The organism is Actinophytocola gossypii, from assembly GCF_025165815.1.
Lineage (GTDB): Bacteria > Actinomycetota > Actinomycetes > Mycobacteriales > Pseudonocardiaceae > Actinophytocola > Actinophytocola gossypii.
The window spans coordinates 1-24,880 of the sequence record NZ_JAFFZE010000025.1; the positions used below are offsets into that span (position 1 = coordinate 1).

General features: G+C 70.5%; 20 protein-coding genes and 1 pseudogene. 3 read left to right on the plus strand and 18 right to left on the minus strand.

Translation table 11 applies throughout. The features are described from left to right. The 13 genes and pseudogenes from JT362_RS30325 to rplM form a co-directional block, all read right to left on the minus strand. A pseudogene (locus JT362_RS30325) lies at positions 1 to 1,172 on the minus strand (WXG100 family type VII secretion target); the annotation flags it as partial. Further along, the gene (locus JT362_RS30330; protein WP_260195272.1) at positions 1,169 to 2,206 is read right to left on the minus strand and encodes a beta-ketoacyl synthase N-terminal-like domain-containing protein; all 1,038 of its coding nucleotides are present in this window, start codon (positions 2,204 to 2,206) and stop codon (positions 1,169 to 1,171) included. The gene JT362_RS30330 and the pseudogene JT362_RS30325, both read right to left, overlap by 4 nt. Next, positions 2,203 to 3,390, minus strand: a complete 1,188-nt coding sequence (locus JT362_RS30335; RefSeq protein WP_260195273.1) for a beta-ketoacyl-[acyl-carrier-protein] synthase family protein — start codon at positions 3,388 to 3,390, stop codon at positions 2,203 to 2,205. The genes JT362_RS30330 and JT362_RS30335 overlap by 4 nt, the downstream gene beginning before the upstream one ends. Before the next feature lie 4 nt (positions 3,391 to 3,394). Beyond that, positions 3,395 to 3,646, minus strand: a complete 252-nt coding sequence (locus JT362_RS30340) for an acyl carrier protein (protein ID WP_260195274.1) — start codon at positions 3,644 to 3,646, stop codon at positions 3,395 to 3,397. Beyond that, positions 3,643 to 4,143, minus strand: a complete 501-nt coding sequence (locus tag JT362_RS30345; protein WP_260195275.1) for a hypothetical protein — start codon at positions 4,141 to 4,143, stop codon at positions 3,643 to 3,645. The genes JT362_RS30340 and JT362_RS30345 overlap by 4 nt, the downstream gene beginning before the upstream one ends. A gap of 13 nt (positions 4,144 to 4,156) precedes the next feature. Beyond that, positions 4,157 to 6,991 (minus strand): hypothetical protein, encoded by a 2,835-nt coding sequence (locus JT362_RS30350; protein ID WP_260195276.1) that lies wholly within the window; start codon positions 6,989 to 6,991, stop codon positions 4,157 to 4,159. Continuing rightward, positions 6,988 to 7,368 carry a WXG100 family type VII secretion target gene (locus tag JT362_RS30355; RefSeq protein WP_260195277.1) on the minus strand — a complete coding sequence of 127 codons (381 nt, stop codon included), beginning with the start codon at positions 7,366 to 7,368 and terminating at the stop codon, positions 6,988 to 6,990. Before JT362_RS30355 ends, JT362_RS30350 begins: the two co-directional genes overlap by 4 nt. A 164-nt stretch (positions 7,369 to 7,532) precedes the next feature. Further along, complete coding sequence (locus JT362_RS35485; RefSeq protein WP_311202768.1) at positions 7,533 to 8,711, minus strand: hypothetical protein; 1,179 nt, start codon at positions 8,709 to 8,711, stop codon at positions 7,533 to 7,535. A 7-nt stretch (positions 8,712 to 8,718) separates the two neighbouring features. Then, complete coding sequence (locus JT362_RS30365; protein WP_260195278.1) at positions 8,719 to 10,839, minus strand: hypothetical protein; 2,121 nt, start codon at positions 10,837 to 10,839, stop codon at positions 8,719 to 8,721. Next, positions 10,836 to 11,144 carry a type VII secretion target gene (locus JT362_RS30370; protein WP_260195279.1) on the minus strand — a complete coding sequence of 103 codons (309 nt, stop codon included), beginning with the start codon at positions 11,142 to 11,144 and terminating at the stop codon, positions 10,836 to 10,838. Before JT362_RS30370 ends, JT362_RS30365 begins: the two co-directional genes overlap by 4 nt. A 66-nt stretch (positions 11,145 to 11,210) precedes the next feature. After that, positions 11,211 to 12,545, minus strand: a complete 1,335-nt coding sequence (gene glmM, locus JT362_RS30375) for a phosphoglucosamine mutase (protein ID WP_260195280.1) — start codon at positions 12,543 to 12,545, stop codon at positions 11,211 to 11,213. Positions 12,546 to 12,636: 91 nt separating this feature from the next. Further along, complete coding sequence (rpsI, locus tag JT362_RS30380) at positions 12,637 to 13,086, minus strand: 30S ribosomal protein S9 (RefSeq protein WP_375546582.1); 450 nt, start codon at positions 13,084 to 13,086, stop codon at positions 12,637 to 12,639. Positions 13,087 to 13,117: 31 nt separating this feature from the next. Then, positions 13,118 to 13,561: a 50S ribosomal protein L13 gene (gene rplM, locus JT362_RS30385; RefSeq protein ID WP_260195281.1), complete on the minus strand. Its 444-nt coding sequence runs from the start codon at positions 13,559 to 13,561 to the stop codon at positions 13,118 to 13,120. Positions 13,562 to 13,727: 166 nt separating this feature from the next. On the opposite strand from rplM, the gene JT362_RS30390 reads away from it, so the two are divergent. Next, complete coding sequence (locus JT362_RS30390) at positions 13,728 to 14,603, plus strand: hypothetical protein (RefSeq protein ID WP_260195282.1); 876 nt, start codon at positions 13,728 to 13,730, stop codon at positions 14,601 to 14,603. Positions 14,604 to 14,674: 71 nt separating this feature from the next. Here the strand turns inward: JT362_RS30390 and JT362_RS30395 are convergent, their stop codons facing one another. From JT362_RS30395 to eccCa, 5 genes are all read right to left on the minus strand, one after another. Beyond that, the gene (locus JT362_RS30395) at positions 14,675 to 14,959 is read right to left on the minus strand and encodes a WXG100 family type VII secretion target (RefSeq protein ID WP_260195283.1); all 285 of its coding nucleotides are present in this window, start codon (positions 14,957 to 14,959) and stop codon (positions 14,675 to 14,677) included. A 51-nt stretch (positions 14,960 to 15,010) separates the two neighbouring features. Next, entirely contained in the window at positions 15,011 to 15,406 is a 396-nt protein-coding gene (locus JT362_RS30400) for a WXG100 family type VII secretion target (RefSeq protein WP_311202769.1), read from the minus strand. A gap of 87 nt (positions 15,407 to 15,493) precedes the next feature. Then, positions 15,494 to 15,925, minus strand: coding sequence for a hypothetical protein (locus tag JT362_RS30405; protein ID WP_260195285.1), 432 nt, complete (start codon positions 15,923 to 15,925; stop codon positions 15,494 to 15,496). A 36-nt stretch (positions 15,926 to 15,961) separates the two neighbouring features. Next, positions 15,962 to 17,782: a type VII secretion-associated protein gene (locus JT362_RS30410; protein WP_260195286.1), complete on the minus strand. Its 1,821-nt coding sequence runs from the start codon at positions 17,780 to 17,782 to the stop codon at positions 15,962 to 15,964. 12 nt (positions 17,783 to 17,794) lie between these two features. Continuing rightward, on the minus strand, positions 17,795 to 21,796 hold the full coding sequence (gene eccCa, locus JT362_RS30415; RefSeq protein ID WP_260195287.1) for a type VII secretion protein EccCa: 4,002 nt from the start codon (positions 21,794 to 21,796) through the stop codon (positions 17,795 to 17,797). A 235-nt stretch (positions 21,797 to 22,031) separates the two neighbouring features. Between eccCa and eccD the strand changes: the two genes are divergently transcribed. Together eccD and mycP are read left to right on the plus strand one after the other, a co-directional pair. Further along, complete coding sequence (eccD, locus tag JT362_RS30420) at positions 22,032 to 23,435, plus strand: type VII secretion integral membrane protein EccD (protein WP_260195288.1); 1,404 nt, start codon at positions 22,032 to 22,034, stop codon at positions 23,433 to 23,435. Then, the gene (gene mycP, locus JT362_RS30425) at positions 23,435 to 24,877 is read left to right on the plus strand and encodes a type VII secretion-associated serine protease mycosin (protein WP_260195289.1); all 1,443 of its coding nucleotides are present in this window, start codon (positions 23,435 to 23,437) and stop codon (positions 24,875 to 24,877) included. The genes eccD and mycP overlap by 1 nt, the downstream gene beginning before the upstream one ends. Positions 24,878 to 24,880: the final 3 nt, after the last annotated feature.

A 24,880-nucleotide genomic window follows, 5' to 3' on the forward strand; every position in this document is an offset into this window, starting at 1 on the left:
GTCGGACCCGGCTGCTGCGGCGGCAAAGCCTCACCAAACTTGTTCTCGTACTCCCCCAAATACGAATTCAACTCCTCATAAAACCTGTTCACCGCCTCCGCGGCGTCATCACACGTCTGCGTGAAAGTCTCATACAAAGAATCATGCAAATCAACATTAAACGAATCACGAATCCACGCCTTACACTCCCGCCGCACATACTCCTTGTTCTCATCATTCAAATCACAGTCATCCGAACGAATCCGCCCCTCCAAATCCGTCCCACACTGCGAATCCACCCACGCCGCAACCTCAAGCACCCGATCATGATCATCCTCACCAAGATCAGCACTCGCCAACTCCACAACCTTACGAGCCATATCCGGCGTCGCACTACCCACCGTCGGCGAATACAACCCCATCACCGTATCCGCCTTCGCCTTACACTCAGCGAACACATTCTCCACCAACGCCGTAATCATCCCCGGCGCCGCCGACAAAAAATCAACCAAATCCGACGAATTCGGATCAATCTCCTGCGAATAAAACCGATACGACGCATTCGCCGCCGGACCCGACCACGACCCATACACCGTGTTCAACTCCGACTCCGTCGACGACCGCAACCCCGACAACACCCCATGCGCCGCCCGCAACCGCTCCGCATCCTCCAAAAACTTCCGAAACCCAATCCCCAACTGCTCATCAAACCGAGTACGAACATCCTCCATACTAATCCGACCATGCCGACCCAAAGAATCCCCCGGCACCACATCATTCACCGGAATAAAATTCTCAAACACCCGCAACGCCGGACGCGCCAACTCAAACAACTCATCCGACTTCTCCACCCCAGCAGAAGACGACGTCGGCGCACTCAACCCATCCAAATCCGCCGTATTCCGATCCAACTCATCCTGAACCAGCCGATGACTGTAACCACCCTCCTCAGACTCCGCCTGCGCATCCGCATACACATCGTCGAGGGACCCCATCGGAACAAACTCACCACGATCCAAATACTGATCGTGGTACCCCCGCATCTCCTCAGGCATATCCTCCGCGTCGGCATACCCGAGCCCGCCATACCCATTGTCCTGCAAATAGGCCGCATACAACCGCTGCTTCGTGTCCGCATCGACGAACGGATCGTCCAGCAGCGCCCTGACCTCGTCCCACGACCTGTCGCTCATCGAACTCCCCTAACACCGAGCAGCCGAACCACCACGGAACCGACCATGCCGTCCCGATCCACGGCGGTGGCCACGGCCACCCGCCCGTGCGCGTCGTCGGACCGCTCCGCGAGCGCGAACAGCCCGGTCAGCCCGAACACGCCGCCGACAGCGCCGGTGTCCCCGACGAGCCGCCCCGGCGCGACCACCCGGTCTATCCGCGTTCCCAACACCTCTCGCACCGCGTCGCTCTCCATCGTGTCCATCCCGGACACCGCGAGCCCCCACACCTCGTCCGGCGCCACCCCGACCAACGTCTGCCGCAGGCACTCGACCAGCGCGCGCCGGACCTCCCCGTCCGCCGCGAGCCGCGTGCCCGTGGCTACGACCTCCGCCACCGCCGATCGGTTCCCGTTCGACGCCGGTCGCAGGAACAACACCGCGGCGCCCTCGCCCAACCGGGCGGTGTTACCCACCTCGCGTTCCAGCAGCGCACGGGCCCCGCTGTGCTCCTCGACCGCGCCGGCGAACACCCCGCTCGCCCGGCGGGCTCGCAGCAACCGTCCGGCGTATCGCAGCACCGCGACGCCCGACAGCCTGCCGGCGGCCAGCGTCGTGTTCGGACCGGTCAACCCGTGCCAGCCGGCGCTGCGCGCGGCGGCGGAGTTCATCAGCGCGAACGGCATCTGCGCCGGGTTCACGAAGTACGGCCTGCGCCGGGTCAGCGAGTCCGCGGTGAAGCCGAACTGGGTGAGCGTGCTCCCGCTGGTGGTGCCGAGCACGACGCCGGTGCGCCCGTCGGCTCCGACCTCCGCGCGCAGCAGCCCGACCGTGTGCACGGCGAGCGCGGTACCGCGGTCCATCGAGCCGGTTCCCTTGCGCCCCAACACGTCCTCGATGTCGAAGTCGGGCACCAGGTGCGCCGGTTCCGGCTCGGGGAACCAGTCGTCCGCGCCGCGGACCGCCGGAGCGGGCACACCAGAGCGCACGCCGTCGGCGAACGCGCCGGCGCCGCGCCCGTACGGGGAGGTCGTGGCCCAGCCGGTGATGATCACGGTGCCCTGCCGAACAGCACGACCGAGTTGTTGCCGCCGAACGCGAGCGCGTTGTTTTGCACCACCCGCAGGTCGGCCGCCACCGCCTCGTTCGGCACGCAGTCGACGCCGCACTCCGGGTCGGTCTCGACGTGGTTGATCGTCGGCGGCACGAACCCCTCGGCCAACGCGATCGAGCACGCGGCGGCCGACAGCGCGCTGGCCGCGCCCATCGTGTGCCCCAGCATCGACTTGACCGACACCGTGCGCGGCGGCGTCGCCCCGAACACGTCGCGGATCGCACCGCACTCGGTGACGTCGTTGGCCTTCGTCCCGGTGCCGTGCGCGGAGACCAGGTCGACCTCGCCCGGTTCCACCCCGGCGTCGTCAAGCGCGAGACGCATGCACCTGGCGACCGAGCTGCGGTCCGGCGCGACCGGGTGTCCGGCGTCGCAGTTCAGCCCGTACCCCAGCACCTCGGCATAGATCCGGGCCCCTCGGGCGAGCGCGGTGTCGAGCGGTTCGAGCACCAGCACGCCCGCGCCCTCGCCGGTCAGGATGCCCTGGCGGTGCGTGTCGAAGGGCCGGCACCGCTCCGGGTCGACCGCGCCGAGCCGGTAGAAGCCGGTGAACGTCATCCGGCACATGGCGTCCGCGCCCCCGCACAGCGCCACGTCCACGTCCCCGGCGGCGACCGCGTCGAACCCGTCGCCGATCGCGTAGTTCCCCGCGGCGCACGCCGTGGCCACAGTGGACACCTCGGCGCCGGCCAGTCCCAGTTCCCGGGCGACGCCCACCGACAGCAGCGCCGCCGGCACCCGCGCGGCCTCGCCCGCCGGCACACCCGCACCCCGCACGACGGCCTCCGCGATCCGCTCGCCGCGGTCGCCGCCGCCGTCCGTGGTGCCGACGGAGACCATGGTGCGGGCGTCACCGAGCCCGTCCAGGCCGGCGTCGCGCACCGCCATCGTCGCGGCCGCGACCGCGAACTGTCCCGCACGCGGCAGGGTCTCCGGCCGGGTCAGCCACCGCTCCGGCTCGAACCCGACGACCTCACAGCCCGTGGCGTGCGCGAACCCGGTGGTGTCGAACGCACCGATCGGCCGGGCCCCGCTGCGCCCGGCCCGCAACCCGGCGGCGAACTCACGCGCGCCGACCCCGATGCTCGACACGACGCCGAGCCCGGTGACCGCCACCCGCCGCACGCCGTCACCCGTCCAGCGCGTTGCTCAACACGTCGTAGACGCCGTCGAGGGAGACGAGCCGCTCGAACTCGGCGGAGTCCACCTCGACGTCGAACTCGATCTCCAGGTTCGCGAGCAGTTCGATGAGCTTCATGGAGTCGGCGCCGAGGTCGTCGACGAAGTGGTCGGCCGGCCCGACCGCGTCCTCGTCGACCTCCAGCACCCGGGCGACCACGGCCTTGATCTCGGCGGCCCGCGCGGCGATCAGCGCGTTCACTGCCGGTTCATCCAACTCGACTGGTTGGAGAAGTCGTCCTCGTCGTCGAGCACCTCGGTCGGACGGGCCGGACGACGCACCGGTGGCGGCGGCTGGACGGGCTTCTGCACCGGCTTCGGCGGTTCCGGGGCCGGCGCGGGCGTGTCGTCCTCGATGGCGCCGAGCCCGCCGGGCGGCGGCTCCTCGCGCGGCCGGGTTGCCCGGAACACGAACTCCGGTTTGGCCTCGGCGTCCTCGCCGCCGAAGCCCATGATGTAGTCCTTGTCCCGCTCGGTGCTCTCGGTGGCCCAGCCACCGGCCTGCGCGCGACGGCGGCCGAGCTCACCCATGTGCTTGGCGACCTGCTCGGCGACGGGGCCCTGCTTGCTCAGGGCCTCGGCGGCGCGTTCGCGGGCCGCGCGGGCGTTGCGGGTGCGCAGCGCGCGGCGTTCGGCCATCTCCCGGCGGACCTGATCCATCCGCGCCCGCGCCTTGGCGGCCTTGTCGTGAGCGCTCATCTTTCCTTCCCTCCTACCGGCCGCCCTCGCCGAAGGCGCTGCGGACCTGGGCGTCGGTGACGTCGTCGAACAGGTCGCCGGTGGTGCGCCACTGGGAGCCGGCTCGTTCCTGGTCGCCGCCACCCGCGCCACCGCCGCCGGCCCCACCGGCCATCATCGGCATGCCGCCGGCCATGCCGTGCTGGCTTTGTCCGCCGCCGCCGCTGCCGCCGCCGTCGCTGGTGTCACCACCGTCGCCCCCGTCCGCGGCGGACGCGAGCCCCGCTTCGCCCGGAGCGTCGGACGGGGTGCCGGTGTAGTTGCTGGAGTCGGGAAGGCCGAAGGAGCCGGCCTCACCGGTGGCATCACTCGGATCGGCGAAGAACGAGCCACCGGCGACACTGGACTGGGCGGAGGTGCCGCCGTGCTCGGGGTTGACGGCGAACTGGCCCTGCGGGTCGGGCAGGTTCCCCGGACCGAACTGCTCACCAGGAGCGAACTGACCACGCGGATCCGGCAAGCCACCCGGACCACCGAACTGCTCACCAGGAGCGAACTGACCACGCGGATCCGGCAAGCCACCCGGACCACCGAACTGCTCACCAGGAGCGAACTGACCACGCGGATCCGGCAGGCCTCCCGGACCACCGGCGGGTGCCTCGCCCGGCGCGAACTGACCTCGAGGATCCGGCAGGCCTCCGGGACCACCGAGTTGCTCACCGGGAGCGAACTGTCCACGCGGGTCAGGCGGACCACCTGGCCCACCACCCATCTGCTCGCCAGGGGCGAACTGACCACGCGGATCGGGCAGGCCTCCCGGACCACCGAACTGCTCACCAGGAGCGAATTGACCACGCGGATCCGGCGGACCACCTGGCCCACCACCCATCTGCTCACCCGGAGCGAACTGACCACGCGGATCCGGCAAACCGCCCGGGCCACCGCCCACCTGGTCACCCGGGACGAACTGACCATGCGGGTCGTTGCCGACGAGGCCCGCCGGTGTGGCCGGCGCTTCGGCGGGTAGGGGGCGCGGCTGGGGAGTGGCGGTGGGGCCCTCCTCGCCGGAGTAGTCGAGGTCGTAGGTGACGGGTTCGCCGGTGCCGTCGTCGACGGTGACCACGACGGTGTCGGTGGAGCCCTCGGGACGCTCGGCGGTGATGGTCAGGTCGCCGTCCTCGATGACGCAGGTGCCGTCGGGGCCCGCTTGGATCGGCTGACCCGGTTGGTTCGGCTGACCCGGTTGGTTCGGCTGGCCGGGCTGGCCGGGCTGGGTCGGTGAGGTGGGCTGGGTACCGTCGGCGCCGGGGCCGGTGGGGGTGGCTTCGTCGAAGTTCAGCGTGTACGTCTTCGGCTGGCCCGAGCCGTCGTCGACGGTGACCGTCACCTGGCCCTGGCCGTCCGGGCTGGTCACCGAGATCGAGCGCTCGCCGTCGTCGATCGTGACGGTTTCCTGTTCGCCCGGGGTGTTCGGGAGCAGGTTGCTCTGGTCGCCCGGGGTGGGCGCGTCCGGGAGTGGGGTGTCCTCCGGACCCGGCATCTCGGGCACTGAGGGTGGCGGGGGCGGAGCGGGCGGGGGCGGCATGGACGGGCCCCCGGGTCCACCGGGGCCGCTCGGACCACCGGGGCTTCCCGGGCCGGTCGGGCCGGGACCCGAGGGACCGGGACCGGTCGGACCTGGGCCAGTCGGGCCGGGACCGGTCGGACCCGGCTGCTGCGGCGGCAAAGCCTCACCAAACTTGTTCTCGTACTCCCCCAAATACGAATTCAACTCCTCATAAAACCTGTTCACCGCCTCCGCGGCGTCATCACACGTCTGCGTGAAAGTCTCATACAAAGAATCATGCAAATCAACATTAAACGAATCACGAATCCACGCCTTACACTCCCGCCGCACATACTCCTTGTTCTCATCATTCAAATCACAGTCATCCGAACGAATCCGCCCCTCCAAATCCGTCCCACACTGCGAATCCACCCACGCCGCAACCTCAAGCACCCGATCATGATCATCCTCACCAAGATCAGCACTCGCCAACTCCACAACCTTACGAGCCATATCCGGCGTCGCACTACCCACCGTCGGCGAATACAACCCCATCACCGTATCCGCCTTCGCCTTACACTCAGCGAACACATTCTCCACCAACGCCGTAATCATCCCCGGCGCCGCCGACAAAAAATCAACCAAATCCGACGAATTCGGATCAATCTCCTGCGAATAAAACCGATACGACGCATTCGCCGCCGGACCCGACCACGACCCATACACCGTGTTCAACTCCGACTCCGTCGACGACCGCAACCCCGACAACACCCCATGCGCCGCCCGCAACCGCTCCGCATCCTCCAAAAACTTCCGAAACCCAATCCCCAACTGCTCATCAAACCGAGTACGAACATCCTCCATACTAATCCGACCATGCCGACCCAAAGAATCCCCCGGCACCACATCATTCACCGGAATAAAATTCTCAAACACCCGCAACGCCGGACGCGCCAACTCAAACAACTCATCCGACTTCTCCACCCCAGCAGAAGACGACGTCGGCGCACTCAACCCATCCAAATCCGCCGTATTCCGATCCAACTCATCCTGAACCAGCCGATGACTGTAACCACCCTCCTCAGACTCCGCCTGCGCATCCGCATACACATCGTCGAGGGACCCCATCGGAACAAACTCACCACGATCCAAATACTGATCGTGGTACCCCCGCATCTCCTCAGGCATATCCTCCGCGTCGGCATACCCGAGCCCGCCATACCCATTGTCCTGCAAATAGGCCGCATACAACCGCTGCTTCGTGTCCGCATCGACGAACGGATCGTCGAGGAGGGTTTTTACCTCGTTCCAGGAATGGCTCACAGCCCACTCCCGGGCGTGGTCACCGTGCTGGTGGCACCCGTGTCCGTGCTCTCGTAGGACTGCCCGGCGCCCCCGAGCTGGCCGGCGAAGGACATGATGTTGGTGCACATCGCGGTGGCGCCGGCGCCGATCTGCTCCATGGCGGTGGAGTAGTCGGCATGCCATTCGGTGTGCGCCTTGCCGAAGTCGGCGGCGGCGACCTCGGTCGTCTGGAGGTCGTCGACCTCGCCCTGCGCGTCCTCGGCGGCGTTGCTGATGTTGCGGCCGGACGTGGACATCTGGCCGGTATCGGTGGTGTAGCCGTCAGGAGGCGCGACCCCGCTGGACCCCGGATCGTTGGTGGTGTTCGAGGTGGTGCTGGGCGGTGGCGTGGTCATGGTCCGAAATCCCCCTTTTGGAGCAAGAGGCCACTGGAGTGCGTGACTCCCCGTTAGGACGCACCGAGGCGACGGCCGGTGCCAACCAGAATGTACCTATCCGCAGGTGACGGCGGTGCGGGCACCAGGAATTTGCTTCCCCAAACGTTGCGCGGCTCGCAACTTCAGCGCAGCCAGGAGCTGCCGGAGAGGTCGTCGGGTTCGTCGGTGGGCGAGGTCGGGCGGCGGGGCGGGGCCTGGCGAGGTTGGGGTTCGGGGGTTGCCTCGCGGTCCTCGGGTGCGCCCAGCTTGAGGGTCTTCCGCGGGGCGGGACGGGACGGCGGCTGCGAGGTCCTGCCGGCCGCGGATGCTGTGTCACCGGCGGGTCGTGGCGGGTTCGGCTCAGCACGCCGAGGCTCGTCGGACTGTGACCGTGTGGGTTGCCGGCGCTGGTCGGCCCGCGCGGTCCGGTCGGCCTGCACGGTCGGGGACTGCCGCTCGGCCCGATCGCCGGGTGAGCGCGCGAACCGCCGACTCTGCTCGGCTCGATCGACCGGTGACTTCAGGGTCTGGCTGCTCCGCTCGACCCGGTCAGCCTCCGCACTCGTGAACGGCCGGCTCTGGCCAGCGGGCTCACCTCGGCCAACCTGTGAAGGCCCTAGCTGACCACTCCGCTCGACCCGGTCAGCCGCCGCATTCGTGAACGGCCGGCTCTGGCCAGGACGCTCGCCCCGGGCAGCCTCCGCGCTCGTGAACGGCCGGCTCTGGCCAACACGCTCGACCCGATCAGCCTCCGCAGAGGATTGCCGACTCTGGGCGGCACGTGCGGCTCGGTCAACCTGTGCGTTCATCGGCTGGCGGCTCTGCTCAGCACGCTGGGATCGGGCGGCTTGGGGCTGCACGGGCTGTCGGTTTCGTGCGCTTTGCCCGTCTGTCGAGTCCTGGCCGGGCCAGATGCCTTGCCCGCCGGTGACACCTCGCCGGGTCTGCCCGTCCAGATGGCCGGCGGCCCCCGACTCGCCGCTGCGCGCACCGGACGGAGTGGCGCGCGCGGGCGCGGAGCGCTCGACCGGCCTGCCTCGCCGGTCGGGCTCGCGGGTCGTCCGGAACTCGTCGGCGCCGAGGGCGAGGGTGGCGGGTTTCGGGGGGACGCGGGTGGGTGGCTCCGGCTCGGCGGGTTTGGCCTGGGCGATGCGCTCGTCCATCGCCTGCTTTTCGCGTTCGCGGCGTTCGAGCAGGTCCTTGACCTGCTTGTCGATCGCCTCGGAGCGGGTGGCGGTCTCGCCCAGTGCGCGCAGGCCCGCGGCGGCGGTGGCCTCGATGCGGCGGCGGGTCGCGTCGGGATCGAGCTCGTACAGGGACACGCTCACCTCACTGGGACTTGAGATCGTCCTCGCCGAGCACGCCGTGCATGCTGTGGACGGGATCGCCGGAGTCGAAGAGGTCGCCGTGCACGCTCCAGCCGGTGCCGGCGCGGCCGACGGTCTCGGTGTCGCCGTTGACTCCGGAGCCGGCCGCGCCCGCCGCGGCCATCACCGGCACGGCGGAACCGGTCGCGCCGGCCGGCTCGCCGTCGGCGGCGCTGGCCAGGCCCGCCTCGCCGGGCTCGGGCGGGTCGGACAGCAGTACGCCGGACAGGCGGCCGCTGGGGTCACTCTGGGTGGCGGTTGCCTCAGCGGTGCTCGAGTTGGCGGGGGCTGTCGTGTTGACCGGCGGCGAGTCGGGAGCGGGTGGATCGGAGACGTCGGTGGGCGACGTCTCGGCGGGGTTCGCGGGTTCCGTGGGCGCGGAGCGTGCGGGGTCGGGGTCGGGGTCGGTGGAATTCCTGGCGTCGGGTGTGGAGTCGGGGGAATCCGGATCCGCGGACCGCGGCGCGCCGGGAACGGGGTCTACGGCATCCGGAACAGCGGACTCCACCGCGCCGGGCACGGAACTCTCGGCATCCGGAACCGCGGGCTCCACCGCGCCGGGCACGGAACTCTCGGCATCCGGAACAGCGGACTCCACCGGGCCACGCACGGAACTCTCGGCATCCGGAACAGCGGACTCCGCCGAGCCCGGAACCTCCACGGGCTCCTCCGAGACAGGTGCGGAACCCGTGGCCCTCGAGTCGGGAGCGGAGTCCGCGGAGGCCGGTGGCTCGGGCTCGGCGGTGAAGTCGACTGTGTACGTGGTCGGCTTGCTGGTGCCGTCGCCGACGGTGACGGTGATGGTGTCGGCGTCGAACAGGGACCGTTCGGCGATGATGGTGACCTGGCCGTCCCGGATGACGCACTTGCCGTTGGTTCCGGCGGGAACATGCTCGGTGTCGGGGAGCGGCTCGGCCGCGGGCGTCAGGCCACTCGCGGCGTCGAAGTCGAGCGTGTAGGACCTGGTCTCGCCCGCCGGGGTGTCGACCGTGATCTTGATCTGGCCCTCATCGGTGGGGTTGTTCACCGCGATGGTTCGGTCGGCGTGCTTGATCTCCACCGACTCGGGCTTCGGTTCGGGAGCCTCGGACGCGGGCGACGGGACTGGTTCGGGAGCCGACTCGGGTGCTGGTGGCGGGGCGGACGGGATCGGGGCCTGGCTCGGGGTCGCCGGAGCGCCACCGGCGGGCGGGCCGGCGTCCACTATCGACAGCGTCTGGAACGGCTTGGTCTCGGCGATGATCCGCAGGGTGTCCAGGGCGTCGGCGAGGAGCTTGTCCACATCGGAACGGAGCTGGTCGGTCGCCTCGTACCAGTTGTTGATCTTGCCGCTGATCGCCGAGCGTTCCTCGTCCGCCCAGCGGGTGATCTGCTGGTACTGGCCGATGACCAGGCCGGCGTTGTCCTGGCAGAGCCAGCCGGCCACGTCGTCGTAGTTCTGCTGGGTGATGATCCGGCCGACGATGTACGACTTCTGCTCGTCGTTGTTCTTCAGGCACCCCGAGGCGAACCCGTGCAGGGTCTCGTCGCAGCGGTCGGCGAAGTGTTCCACGTCGGCGTCGTCGACCTTGCGCCACGAACCCGGCTCGGTGAGGCCGGTGAACTTCAGGTGGGTGTTCACCGCGTCGTCCCGGTACGTCGCGTACTCGGTGCGGATGGCGGACAGCGCCGCCTCCAGGTTGCCGGCCGCGCCCCGTACGGCACCCGCGTAGTCGTCGAGGGTGCGCTCCACCTTCTCGATCGACGTGCGGAACGCGTCGTACGCCTCGCCCTTCCAGTCGTGGGCGAGACGCTCCCGGCCGGCCCGCACCACACCGGCCACGTTCTCGATCGCCGCCGCAAGGCCGTGGAGGCGGGCGGCGTCCTTGCCGATCCTGCCCCAGTGCAGGCCGGCGACCTCCAAGCGCTTGTCCTCGGGGGCGGGCGCCAGGTCCAGCTCGAGCTTGCGGCCGTACTCGGGCGCCACCTCGCCCACGGCGTGGTCCAGCGGCGCGCCGATGACGTCCCACGCCTCGCCGTCGGCACCGGCGGCGGCCACCTTCTCGTTCATCGCGGAGGTGGCGTCGGGGAGCTCGAACCTCATGCGCCGGTCGCCTTCAGGTCGCCCAGCGCCGTGGTGTCGGCGGTGACGATCAGGTCCGTGCCCTGGTTCAGCTTGCCCGCCACCTCGGCCAGGCCGGTCGTCAGGTTGCCCAGGTCCTCGGCCAGCGCCGCGATGTACGACTCGAAGTCACTGCCGTGCTCGGCCCAGGAGGTGCCGAAGTCGGCCCGCTTCGCGCTGGTGTCGGCCAGGGTCGCCGTCACCCGCTCGAGCTGGGTACTCGCCTGCTCGAAGACCTCGGCGTAGGCCCGGATGGCCTCCGGGTCGTACTCGAACCCTGCCGGCATTACCGACCCCCTGGCTAGTCAGCGCTGAAACACAGACACGGATCGTACGCCCGGGATGACCCCCCGTCAGCCCGCCGTGGCGACGATTCCAGCGAGCCGCCGCACCGCCGCCTCGGCCTCCTCCTGCGACGGGGCCTCCACCATCACCCGCACCAGCTGCTCGGTCCCGGACGGGCGGAGCAGCACCCGGCCGGTGTCGCCGAGTTCCGCCTCCACCGCGGCCACCGCCTCGTTGACCGTCACCGACGTCGCCACCGCGGCCTTGTCGCCCACCTTCACGTTCACCAGCACCTGCGGCAGCCTGGTCATCACGGCCGCCAGGTCCGCCAGCGACCGGCCGCTCGACGCCATCCGCGACATCAGGCGCATCGCGGTCAGCAGGCCGTCGCCGGTGGTGGCGTGCGCGGGGAGCACCAGGTGGCCGGACTGCTCGCCGCCCAGCGACAGGCCGCCCGCGCGCAGCTCCTCCAGCACGTACCGGTCGCCGACCGCCGTGGTCCGCAGGGTCACGCCGTGCTCGCGCATCGCCAGGTGCAGGCCCAGGTTGCTCATCACGGTCGCGACCAGCGTGTCCTCGGCGAGCTCCCCGGACTCCTTCATCGCCAGCGCCAGCACCGCCATGATCTGGTCGCCGTCGACGACCTCGCCCGACGCGTCCACCGCCAGGCACCGGTCGGCGTCGCCGTCGTGCGCGATGCCCAGGTCGGCGCGCTCGGCCAGCACCGCCTCGCGCAGGGCGTCGAGGTGGGTGGAGCCGCAGCCGTCGTTGATGTTCTCGCCGTCCGGCAGCGCATGGATCGCGATGACCTCGGCGCCCGCCTCCCGGTACACCTGGGGTGCGGCCGCCCACGCTGCGCCGTTCGCGCAGTCGACCACCACGCGGAGGCCGTCGAGCCGGTGCGGCAGGGCCTTGAGCAGGTGCGCGATGTACCGGTCGAGCGCGTCGGAGATGTCGTAGACGCGGCCGATGCCGGCACCGGTCGGGCGGTCGGCCACCACGCCCACGGCGGCCTCGATCTCGTCCTCGATGGTGTCCGGCAGCTTGTGCCCGCCCGAGGCGAACAGCTTGATGCCGTTGTCCGGCATGGGGTTGTGCGACGCGGAGATCATCACGCCGAAGTCCGCGTTCAGCTCGCCGACCAGGTGCGCGACCGCCGGCGTCGGCAGCACGCCGACCTGCATGACGTCGGCGCCGGCCGAGGTGAGCCCGGCCGCGACGGCCGCCTGCAGCATCTCCCCGCTCGCGCGCGGGTCGCGGCCGACGACCGCGACCGGCCGGTGCGAGCTGTCGTGCTCGGCCAGCACGCGGGCGGCAGCGGCGGCGACGGACAGGGCCACCTCGGGACCGAGGTCGCCGTTGGCGAGTCCGCGAACTCCGTCGGTGCCGAACAGGCGCGCCATCGTGGGGAACCTCCAAAAGGGGGGGCGAAAAGCAGCGAACGCCACGCCCCGTGCATCGTTCGCACAGAGCGTGGCGTTCACCGCACTGGATTCAGCGCTTGCTGTACTGAGGCGCCTTCCGGGCCTTCTTGAGGCCGTACTTCTTGCGCTCCTTGACCCGCGGGTCGCGGGTGAGGAAGCCGGCCTTCTTCAGCGTCGGCCGGTCCTCGGAGTCGATGTCAATGAGCGCGCGGGCGATCGCCAGGCGCAGCGCACCGGCCTGGCCGGTGGTGCCGCCGCCCTTCAGGTTCGCGCGGATGTCGAACGACTCGGGCTTCTCGAGCATGACGAGCGGCTCGCGGACGAGCTGCTGGTGCACCTTGTTCGGGAAGTACTCCTCGAGCGACTTTCCGTTCAGCACGAACTTGCCGGTGCCCGCCACCAGGCGGACGCGGACGACCGCTTCCTTGCGGCGGCCGACGGTCTGGGCGGTCTCCCCGGTCACGCGCGGCGTGGCGGGCTGGGCCACCGGCTCGGCGGCGTCGGTCTCAGGGGTAGTCAATGGTCCTCAATTCGTGCTGGTGGCTGGCCTGTTAGCGGCTGACCTTGGCGATCTCGAACGGCTTCGGCTGCTGGGCGGCGTGCGGGTGGTCGGGACCCGCGTAGACCTTGAGCTTCTTGCCCTGGGCGCGGCCGAGCTTGTTCTTCGGGAGCATGCCCTTGACGACCTTCTCCAGCAGCCGCTCCGGCTTGGTCTCCAGCAGCTCACCGAAGGACTGCTTGCGCAGACCGCCCGGGTAGCCGCTGTGCCGGTAGGCGAAGGCCTGGTCGCGCTTGTTGCCGGTCAGCACGACCTTCTCGGCGTTGACGATGACCACGAAGTCGCCGGTGTCCACGTGCGGCGCGAAGGTTGGCTTGTGCTTGCCGCGCAGCAGCGTGGCGACGTTCGACGCGAGCCGGCCGAGCACCACGTCCTCGGCATCGATGACATGCCAGGTGCGGTCGACCTCGCCGGGCTTCGGGCTGTACGTGCGCACGGATCTACCTCGTCGTCAATCGTCTGGGTGCCTGCGCGGGCGTCAGCGGGCAGCAGCCCGCGCCGCGCAACAACACAGAAAGATACCCGCCGCCCACGAGCAGGGTCAAAGCGGCCCCCCACACACCCGGGACGCTACCGTGCACGCGGGTTATCAGGAGGGTGCGATGGCGATCCGACGAGTCATCGCCGGCCTGCTCGCCGTGGGCGTGCTGGCCGGTTGCGCGCGACCGACGGCCGGGACGCCGTCGCCGGACCGGGCCGAGGCCGACCGGATCGCGCGGGAGACCGCGATCACCGCGTTCCAGGAGCACTTCAAGAACCTGGGCGACGAGCACGCGCGGGTCCACAACTTCCTCAACCACGGCGACACCCGGATCACCACGGTGCACGAGTCGTACAAGTACGGCGACCCGCCGATCACGCTGCTGATGCGCCAGCAGGACGAGGACGCCGACCAGTCGGCGATCCTGCACCCGCCGGACTCGCCGCTGGACTACGTGCGGCTCGACGAGCGGCACGCGGACCTGGCGCCGACGCCGTGGGTGTCGGTGCCGACCCTGTACCAGGGCGGGTTCAACACCTGCTTCCTGCTGACCGCGTGGGTGGCCTGCCACCTGGACAACGCGCTGGCGCAGACGAAGCTCGAGGCACCGGACCGGCTGCCGAACGAGGTCGTGCGGACCGACGACGGCGTCGAGGTGACGACCGGCGCGCTGCTCGGGCTGATGATCGACGAGGGCTTCATCTCGATCCCGGAGGAGCAGCGGGACGAGGTCACCGACGACATGCTCGACCAGGTGGTGCCGGTGACGATCCAGCTGGACCGGAACATGGACTTCACCGGGTTCGAGATCCGGGGCAAGGTCTCCGACGGCGAGGCGACGCCGCTGGAGCTGCAGATCGGCTACGAGGTGCTCGGCGAGGCGACCGAGGAGGACTTCCCGGAGGTCCCCGAGGCGGACGACCTGACCGACATCACCGACCCGGCGAAGGTGGACGCGTTCTGGGCGGCGTTCAACTCCAGAGACACGGACGAGTAGCGAAGACAGCGGCGGGGCCCGGGAATCGATCTCCCGGGCCCCGCCGCTCGTGTTCGCTGTGGCGCGTCAGCTCACCAGCGGCCGGCGTTGTTGCGCTCGCCGTCGCGGTAGTCGTCGGCGGCGCGCTGCACGGCGGTACCGATCGCGGCCAGGACCTGCTGCAGGTCGGCGGCGGCGGTGTCCCACTGGCGCTGGTGGTTCTGGTAGGCCTCGGACGCCTCACCGGTCCAGGTGGCGACCAGCGGCTGCAGGTACGACTTCAGGTCGTCCAGCGAACCCTGGACCTTCTGGGCGTTCGACGTGATGCTCGCCGAGGCGGCCTCGAGGCCACCGAATGTAACCTTGATCTCCGACATTTCAATCCCCTTGGTGCTTGGTCTTCAGGTGGTCAGTGGAAAGAAGCGCGCTCAGCCGTCCAGCTGCGCGGACAGACCGCCGAAGACGTCCTGCTGCGAGGCTTCCTTCTCGTCGTAGGTGGAGCCCGCGGCCATCAGCTGCTCGGCGATCGCCTCGAGGGCGGCGTTGAGGTTCTTGGCGTTGTTGTCGAACCGCGTCATCATGTTCGTGAACGCGGTGGCCGCCTGGCCCTTCCACTGCCCCTGCAGGCCCATGACCGTGTCCCACACCTGCTTGAGGGTCGCCTCGACGTCCTCCTTGACACCCACGGTCTTCTGGTGGGCGTTGGTGAACTCTGCAACTGTCCCTGTGTAACCGTCAGCCATTGGGAGTTGCCCCCTTCTTGTCTTTGGATCGAGCCGTACGTTTCTTGGTTCGTACGCCTCCTGCGACGTAGACCCTGCCATGTCCGGTTCCGCGTTGTCGCCACCTGATCAGAGGTCGTTGCTAGCGTGAACGCCTCCGTTGCTAGCGCAACCCTGGCGAATGCGTGACTACCTGGGGTTTTCCGGTTCCGGGAGCTCGAAGATGCCGGTTCCCAACGATTCCGGGCGGTAGTGCTCGTCCGTCACGTCGAACAGAACTCGCTGCCGGGAGAAGTCCTCGTCGTCGCGGGTCGGGGCGGTTTCCGGCTCGGGTTCCGGTTCCGGTTCCGTCCGGTCGGGTTCCGGTTCCTCGCGCGGCGCGGCGTCGACCATGATCTGGTGCTGGGAGAAGTCCTCGTCCTCCGGCTCCGGAACGGGCGCCGGCTCCGGCTCGCGTGGGCGGCCGGAACGCGCCCGCTCGGCGAGTTCGGCGGTGTCGCGGCGGAACTCCCCGGACTGGGCTCTGGCCTCGCTGGCCGCGCGCCGGGCTCTGGTCAGCGCGGCCTCCACCTCAGCCGAAAAACGCGCCGCCGCCCCGCGGAAACCGTCCTGCCCGGTCATGTCGGCCACCTCCGGGCCCGAGCGTATCGGCGAAGGTCAGCCGATGACGGTCAAACTGCGCACAACGGTCTCGCACGCGGCGTCGACCGGCTCGCGCCTGCCGTCGGTGCCGTACTGGCAGCCGACACTCACCTGTGCGCGACCGTCGAAGATCACGTACCAGCGCACGAGGGCGTCGGACAGCTGCTCGCGGTAGTGGATCACGTCCCGGCCGGCGAACCGCGCGTCCTCGTCGAAGCCGGTGAACCGGCCGTCGGACCGCTCGTAGTCGGCGCGCAGCCCGCCGACCGCGCGGGCCCGGTCCTCGGTGCTGTCGAACGCGAGCCGCTTCTGCTCGACCAGCAGCCGGTCGGCCTCGCGTTCGCGGCCGACCGGTTTGAGCTCGGTGCGCAGCAGGTCGCCGTCGCCGCCGGTCTGCCGCCAGCCGTCGGGCAGCGCGAACTGGTACTCGTACTGCGCGATCACCCGGCTCGGCCGCTGCGGCGGCTGCGTGGAGGTGGTCGGCGTGGCTCGCCGGACCGGGTCGTCGTCGCTGGTGAGCGCCAGCACCGCCACGGCGACCGTGGCCGCGACGACCAGCAGGGCGCCGGCGGCCAACAGGCGGCGGACGCGCGGGGTCGGGCCGGGTGGCGGCGGTGGCGGAGCGGGCGCGGGAGGCGGCGGCGGGGGTGGTCTCGTCGGTCGGGCCGGCTCGGCGGGCGCCGAGGTGTCGGCCGTGGCGCGCAGGGCGCCTCTGGCCACCACCGTCTCCGGCTGGTCGAGCGTGGTCGGCACGACGCCGGTGCGCTGGTGCACCAGGCGCGACACCAGCGGGATCCGGCTCGATCCGCCGACCAGGAAGATCCCGGCGAGGTCGGGCGGCCGCACCCCGGACTCGCGGATCGTGGCCGCGGTCAGCTCGGCCGCCCGGTCGACCGACGGGCCGATGAGCCGCTCCAGGTCGTCCCGGGTGACGTGCACGTCCGGGAACGGCGGCGGCATCGGGACGTCGGTGTAGGCGTGCCGGGACAGGGTCTCCTTGGCGCCGCGCACGTCCTGGTGGATCACCCGCCGCCGGCGCCGGTCGGGCAGCTCGCGGCCCTCGATGAGCGCCCGCCACGCGTCGTCGTCGACGCCGCCGACCACCGAGCCGACGTGGTCGAGGAGCAGCTGGTCGACGTCCGCGCCGCCGAAGTGGGGGTCGCCGCGGGTGGCGAGCACCTGGAACGCCGGCGTCCGGGTCGCGCCGGGCGGGCGGGGGACGGCGCGGACCACGGAGACGTCGACGGTGCCGCCGCCGACGTCGAGCACGGCGAGCGCGAACGGGGGACTCGCGGGACGGGAACGTACGACTCGCGGGTCGGGAGCGTACGACTCGCGCGACGGGAAGGTACGGCTCGCGGTGTGGAAGACGGTGTGGAAGACGGCGGCGGCCACGGGTTCGGGGATGAGGGTGGTGCGGTGGGCCAGGGCGACGGCGGACTGGCGGAGGACCTGGGTGCGGACGCCGCCCCAGTCGGCGGGGTGGGTGAGGACGAGCTGGTCGACCTCGGCGCCGCCGGCGAACCGGCGGGCCTCGGCGACGGCACGGGTGAGTACGGCGCGGATCGCGTCGCGGGCCGGGACGACGCTGGCGCCGAGCAGGAGCTCCCGCTCGTCGATCCGCCGCTTCGGGTGCGGCTCGTAGCGGGACGGGTCGACCGCGGCGTGCCGGTCGGCCTCCTGCCCGACGAACAGCGTGCCGTCGACGTCCGCGTACACCGCCGAGGACATCAGCGGGTGGCCGTCGACCGCCACGACCTGCGGGTCGCGGCCGTGTACCGAGACCGCGACACAGGTGCTGGACGTGCCGAAGTCGACGGCCACCCGCAGTGTCATGTCGCCGTCATGTCACTCTGGCTGGATCCAGGCCACCTGCATCAGCTGCTGGCCCGACTTGCGGCTGACCAGGGTGCCCCGGCCGGGCGGCAGCACCTTCGGCCGGACGGTGCCGATCAGGACGCCCTCGTCCTTGCTGCCGGAGCCCTGCAGCGCGGGGCTCGCGATCTCCTTCAGCTTGCCGAGCACCGGGTCGTACATCGCGCGGCCGGCACCACCGGTACGCCGGGTGGCGACGATGTGCAGGCCGACGTCCTTGGCCTGCGGGATGAACTCGGCGAGCGGCTGGAGCGGGTTGTTGCCCTGCGGACAGACCAGGTCGTAGTCGTCGACGACGACGAACAGCTCCGGGCCCTTCCACCAGGACCGGTTGCGCAGCTCCTCCTGGGTGACGTCCGGGCCGGGCAGGCGCTTGCGCATCGACCCGGTGATCTCCTTGACCATCCCGCCGAGCTGGTTGCTGGACACCGCGTAGCCGAGCAGGTGGTCGGTCTTGATGAAGCCCAGCATCGTGCGCCGGTAGTCGATCAGCAGGATCAGGGCTTCCTTCTTCGTGTACCGGTCGCAGATGCCCTGCACGATCGTGCGCAGCAGGTTCGTCTTGCCGGACTCGCCGTCCATCAGCGCGAAGAAGTGCGGGTCGGCGTCGAAGTCGAGGTACACCGGTGCCAGCGCGTCCTCGTTGACCCCGATCGGCACCCGCCGGGTGCCCCGCTGGTCGTCCTGGGCGATCAGCTCCTCGTAGGGCAGCGTGTCCGGCAGCAGCCGCACCTGCGGCGCTCGCCTGCCCCGCCACGCGCCGCCGACCTTCGCGATCGCGTCCTGCACGCCGGCGGCGACGTCCTGGTCGTTGCTGGAGCCGTCGATGCGCGGCAGGCCGACGAGGAAGTGCAGCTTGTCCCTGGACAGGCCGCGGCCTGGCTGGCCGGCCGGCACGTTGACCGCGACGCGGCGGTCGACCTCGGACTCGCTCGGGTCACCGAGACGCAGCTCGAACCGGGTGCCGAGCAGGTCCTTGAGCGCCGGGCGGATCTCCGCCCACCGGTTGGCCGACACCACGAGGTGCACGCCGTAGGACAGGCCCTGCGCGGCGAGGTTGAGCACCTGCGGCTCGACGGCCTCGAACTCCTGGCGGAAGTTCAGCCAGCCGTCGACGATCAGGAAGACGTCACCCCACTTGTCCTCCTGCAGCTCGCCGCGCCGCTTGCGGTTGCGGAAGTCGGTCATCGAGTCGATGCCCTTGTCCCGGAACAGCTGTTCGCGCTCGGTCATCAGCGCGGAGACCTCGGCGACCATGCGGCGCACCTTGTCCGGGTCGAGCCGGCCGGCGACGCCACCGACGTGCGGCAGGCCCTGCAGCGACGCCATGGTGCCACCGCCGAGGTCGATGCAGTAGAACTGCACCTCCTCCGCGGTGTGCGTGAGCGCCATCGACATGATCAGCGTGCGCAGCAGCATCGACTTGCCGGACTGCGGACCGCCGGCGACCGCGGCGTGGCCCGCGGCACCGGAGAAGTCGGCCCACAGCAGGTCGCGGCGCTGCTCGAACGGCTTGTCGATCAGGCCGAGCGGCGGCTGCAGGCGGCCGTTGCCGAAGAAGCCGACCGGCGAGAGGCCGCGGTCCTCGGTGGGCTGCAGCGGCGGCAGCAGGGTGTCCAGCGAGTTCGGGGTGTCCAGCGGCGGCAGCCACACCTCGTGCGCGGGCGGGCCCTGACCGATCAGCCTGCTGACGATGACGTCGAGCTCGCTCGGTTCGGTCGGGTTGTTGCCCTCCGGCTTCGGCGCCTCCTTGGGCTGCTCGACCGGCTTCTCCGGCTCCTTGGGGATCTCCACGAAGTCGGGCACGAACAACTTCGCGCGCCGGTCGCCGCTGATCGGCGCGGCCGGGCCGACCGCGGCCTGGATGCCGGCCGGGCGGTAGGCGCCGGAGACGTAGGACGCCTTGAACCGGACCATCGTCGAGGTGTCGAACTTGAGGTAGCCGGAACCGGGGATGGACGGCAGCTCGAACGCGTCCGGCACGCCGATGGCCGCGCGGGACTCGGCGGCGGAGAACGTCTTCAGACCGATCCGGTAGGACAGGTGCGAGTCCAGGCCGCGCAGCTTGCCCTCCTCGAGCCGCTGCGAGGCGAGCAGCATGTGCATCTGCAGCGAGCGGCCGAGTCGGCCGATGGCGACGAACAGGTCGATGAAGTCCGGCTTGGCCGACAGCAGCTCGGAGAACTCGTCGACCACGATGAACAACGCGGGCAGCGGGTCGAGGTCGGCGCCGTTCTCGCGGGCCTTCTCGTACTCCCAGACGTTCTTGAAGTTGCCGCCGTTCTTGAGCGCCTCCTGGCGCCGGTTCATCTCGCCGGCCAGGGCGTCCTTCATGCGGTCGACCAGGGTCAGCTGGTCCTGCAGGTTGGTGATGGTCGCGGCCACGTGCGGCGCGGAGTCCAGTCCGAGGAACGTCGCGCCACCCTTGAAGTCGACGAGCACGAAGTTCAGCGTCGACGACGAGTGCGTGGCCAGCATGCCCAGCACGAGCGTGCGCAGGAACTCGGACTTACCGGAACCGGTGGCGCCGATGCACAGGCCGTGCGGGCCCATGCCCTCCATCGCGGCTTCCTTGATGTCCAGCTCGACCGGCTGACCGAACTCGCCGACACCGAACGGCACCCGGTAGCGGTCGCGGATCGGCCGGGGCCGCCACGCCTGCTGCACGTCGAAGGTCATCGGGTCGCCGGGGATGCCGAGCAGCTCAAGCAGCGTCGGGTTGGACAGCAGCGGCTCGTCGCCGCCCTCGTCGGCGGACGCCGCGCCGAGCCGGTACGGCGAGAGCTTGCGGGCCAGCGCCTCGGCCTCGGCGATCGTCATCGTGTCCGGCTTGGCGAACCACTCGACGCCGCTGGCGCTGCGGGCACCGAGCCGGTCCCGTTCGACGACCAGCCGCAGGCCGCGGCGGGCGGTGAGGTTGCCGAGGCTCTCGGACAGGTCCATCAGCGTGACGCCGACCAGACCCTCCTCCAGGATGATCTGCTCCTCGCGGGTGACCTCGCCGTCGTCGAGGACGATCAGCACCTGCGGCTGGTCGGGCTGCGGCGGGGCGTTGCGGGTGAACCGCTGCCGGTCGCGCAGCTCCTCGTCGAGCCAGGCCTCCACCTGGGCGAGCGAGCCGGCCATCATCCGCAGCGCGCCGATGCCGTCGACCATCGTCGGGTGCTGGGTGTGCGGGAGCCACTTGGCCCACTCCCACTCCTCCTTGGCCCGGCCGGAGGTGACGACCGCGATCAGCACGTCGTCGGGGGTGTGGAAGGTGACCAGCTGGGCGATCAGCGCCCTGGCCAGGCCGCGGGTCAGCTCCTTCTCGCCGGTCAGGCCGACCGCGGCGAACCCGCGGACGGCGACCTGGATCGGCAGCTCGGGCACGATCGAGTGGGCGCGGACGAACCGGCGCAGCGCCAGCGTGGCGATCGGCTCCAGCTCGTCGACCGGGCCGGTCTGCGGCGGCACCAGGCGGGTGGCGAGGCGCTGGGAGCCCCGGCCGGCGCGCAGGTGGCAGAAGTCGGGGTCGGACTGGCGGCGCTCCCACATCCGGCGGCTGGTGGCGATCGACCACAGCGCCTGCGGGTCGGGGTGCACCCACTCCAGGGCGGCGCGCTGGTCGAGGGAGGCCTCGCGGGCGCGGTCGCGCATCTGGCCGAGGTAACGCAGGTAGTCCTTGCGGTCCTCGTTCATCTCGGCCTTCTTCTGGCCGCCGCCGCGGTTCTGGCCCATCATGCCGACCATCGAGAACATCATCATCATGGGGAACAGCAGCGTCATCGGGCTCCGGCCGATCGCGCCGCCCGCGGTGAACAGCAGCGCCATCATGCCGAGCATCGCCACGACCATCACGACCGGCATCAGCTTCATCAGGATGTTGCCGGGGATGACGCGGGGTACCTCGGGCGGCGGCTCGAGGTGGACCTCGCCGCCGGGCTGGCGAGGCGCCGCCAACCGCGGTGACCGCTTGAACTGAAGCGTGCTCACAGGTCCGCCTCCCCGGAATCAACCCTGTCCGCCTCGCAGGCTCGGTGTCGCCGCTCGCGGTCGCCCTGCGTCAGTGGTTCGCTCGCAAGCGCGCTCACCTTAATGTGCCCCCGTACGTCTTCAGACCGTTTCTTGCGGAACCCGCGCACGCGCCGGAACCGGTACGGCCATACTAGGGGCCGCCACCGACGGCAAGAGGTGGTTATCGAAGTACGGGACAGTGAGGGGGCTCGCGGTGGCAACCGGGACGACGGTGTTCAGCCGAGTGACGGTGGTGGCGCCGAGAACACGGATCGACGTCGCGCTGCCCGCCGGGGTCGCGGTGGCCGACCTGCTGCCGATGCTGCTGGAGATGGCCAAGGAGACCACCCCGGACGGCGGCGCGCGGCACGGGGGCTGGTGCCTGGCCAAGCTGGGCGACAACCCGCTGGACCCGAGCCGGACGCTGGCCTCGCTCGGTGTGGTCGACGGCGAGCTGCTGCAGCTGCGCAAGCGCGCCGAGAACCCGCCGCCGCCGCTGTACGACGACGTGGTGGACGCGATCGCGGAGTCCTCTCCGGACAGCTACCGGCCGTGGACCAAGCAGACCGCGAACCGCATCGGCTACATCGCCGGGGCGCTCGCGCTGGTGGTGGCCGCGGTCACGGTGCTGATGGCCGGCCCGATGTTCGGCGGCTCACATGTCGGCGCCGCGGTCGCCGCGGGGGCGACGGCCGTGGTCGCGGTCGCGCTCGGTGCGGTGATCGCCCGCGCGTACCAGGCCCAGACCGCGGGCGTGCTGATCGCCGCGGCGGGCGGACTGCCGATGGCGTTCGTCTCCGGCCTCTACATCGTGCCCGGCGCGACCGGACGGGCGAGCCTGCTGCTCGCGAGCGCGCTGGTGCTGATCGTGGCCTCCGCGTCGATCATGGTGATCGGCGCCGGGGTGACCGCGTTCGTCGCCGCCGGAACGGCCGCGCTGATCGGGGTGATCGCCTTCGCGATCGCGACCCTGATCGCGCACCCGGCACCGGGCATCGCCGCCGGCACCACCGCGGTCGCGCTCGCCGGGTTGTCGGTGCTGCCCCGGCTGACCATCCAGCTGGCCAGACTGCCGCTGCCGAACGTGCCGGGCAGCGCCGAGGACCTCAAGGAGGACACCGGCTTCCCGGACTACCGCTCGATCGAGCGGCGTGCGGGCCTCGCGCACGAGTACATGACCGGAATGATCATCGGCTGCGGCACGGCCTCGGCCATCGGCGCGATCATCACCGCCGGCAAGGGCGACTTCTGGGCGATCGCGATGGCGATCGCGGCCACCCTGGTGCTGTTGCTGCGGGCCCGCACCTACGCCAACGGCAGCCAGGCGATCGCGCTGCTGGCGACCGGCATGTTGTCCGCGGCCGGCATCCTGGTCGGCTGGATCCTCAGCATGGACACCGTCGGGCGGCTGCTGTGGGTGTTCGGCACGCTGGTGCTGATCGGGGCCGCGGCCCTGGTGCTCGGCGTGATCTTCCCCGAGCAGCGGTTCTCGCCGCCGCTGCGCCGCACGGTGGAGATCATCGAGGCCATCTGCATCGCGGTGCTGCTCCCGCTCGCGCTGGCGGTGATGAACCTCTACGCCGTGCTGCGCAGCGTCAACATCCTGCCGAGCCAGTGATGGCACGGGGCCGACTGACCGCCCGCCTGCTCGCGGCCGCGCTGCTGGCCGTGCTGGTGCCGGCCGCCCCGGTGGCGAACGCGCAGCCGGACGACGCCACCGACCCGACCCCGGCCGGCCCGCAGCCCCCGCCGCTCGGCGACGACCGCGCGGTTCCCGACGACGACGGCAAGCCCGACCTCACCTACACCAGGACCGACGAGGGCTGTGTGCAGGCCCTGGACGGCAGCGTGGAGTTGGAGGACAAGGCCTGGGGCCAGGACGTGCTGCAGTTCGGGGAACTGCAGCAGTTCGCGACCGGCGCGGGCCAGACCGTCGCGGTGATCGACACCGGGGTGAACGCGCACGACTACCTGGCCGGCCGGCTCAAGGGCGGCGGCGACTACGTGGCGGACGGCGGCGACGGGCTGGACGACTGCGACGGCCACGGCACCCAGGTCGCCGGGATCATCGCCGCCAAGCCGACCTCCGACAACATCGGCTTCCGGGGCATCGCGCCGGACGCGACGATCCTGAGCATCCGGCAGTCCAGCGAGTACTACGAGTTCAAGCCGCCGGAGGGCTCCAACCTGCCGGAGAAGCCGTCGGCCGGCAGCCTGAAGACGCTGGCCAAGGCCGTGGTTTCGGCCGCGAACCAGGGCGCCGACGTGATCAACATGTCGGTGGACAGCTGCCGCCCGGCGACCGCGCCGATCACCGAGGACGAGCGCAACCTCCAGCGCGCGCTGCGGTACGCGGTCGAGGACCAGAACGCCGTGGTCGTCTCGTCGGCCGGCAACATCCCCTCCAAGGACTGCCCCGACCAGAACAGCTCCGACCCGACGAACCCGGACTACATCGTCACCCCGCCGTGGTTCTCCGAGTACGTGCTCTCGGTGGCCGCCGTGGACAAGCAGGGCAACCCGGCCGACTTCTCCATGCACGGGCCGTGGGTGAGCGTGGCCGCGCCGGGCACCGAGATCATCTCGCTGAACCCGGGCGACCCCCGCGGACTGGTCAACGTGACCGCGGGAGCGGGCGGCCAACAGCCGAGCCTCATCCGAGGCACGAGCTTCGCCGCGCCCTACGTGGCGGGGCTCGCGGCACTGGTCGCGGAGCGGTTCGAGAAGCTCGGCGAGCCGCTGACCGCGAAGCAGATCATGGATCGGATCAAGGCCACCGCGGCCCACCCGGCGGCCGAGGGCGGGCGCAACGTCCAGATCGGCTACGGCATGGTCGACCCGGTCGCCGCGCTGACCAGGATGCTTCCGTCCGAGGAGGGCATCCCGGCGGACGAGGCCATCGAGGTGCCGTTCCAGATGCCGCCGCCGCACGAGCGGAACTGGGTGCCGGTGCAGGTCGCGGTGATCGGCGCCGCGGGCGGGGTCGGGCTGCTGCTGCTGACGCTGTTCATCGTGCACACCGTCCGCCGCCAGCGGCGCGACCCCTCGGACATGATGTAGGGC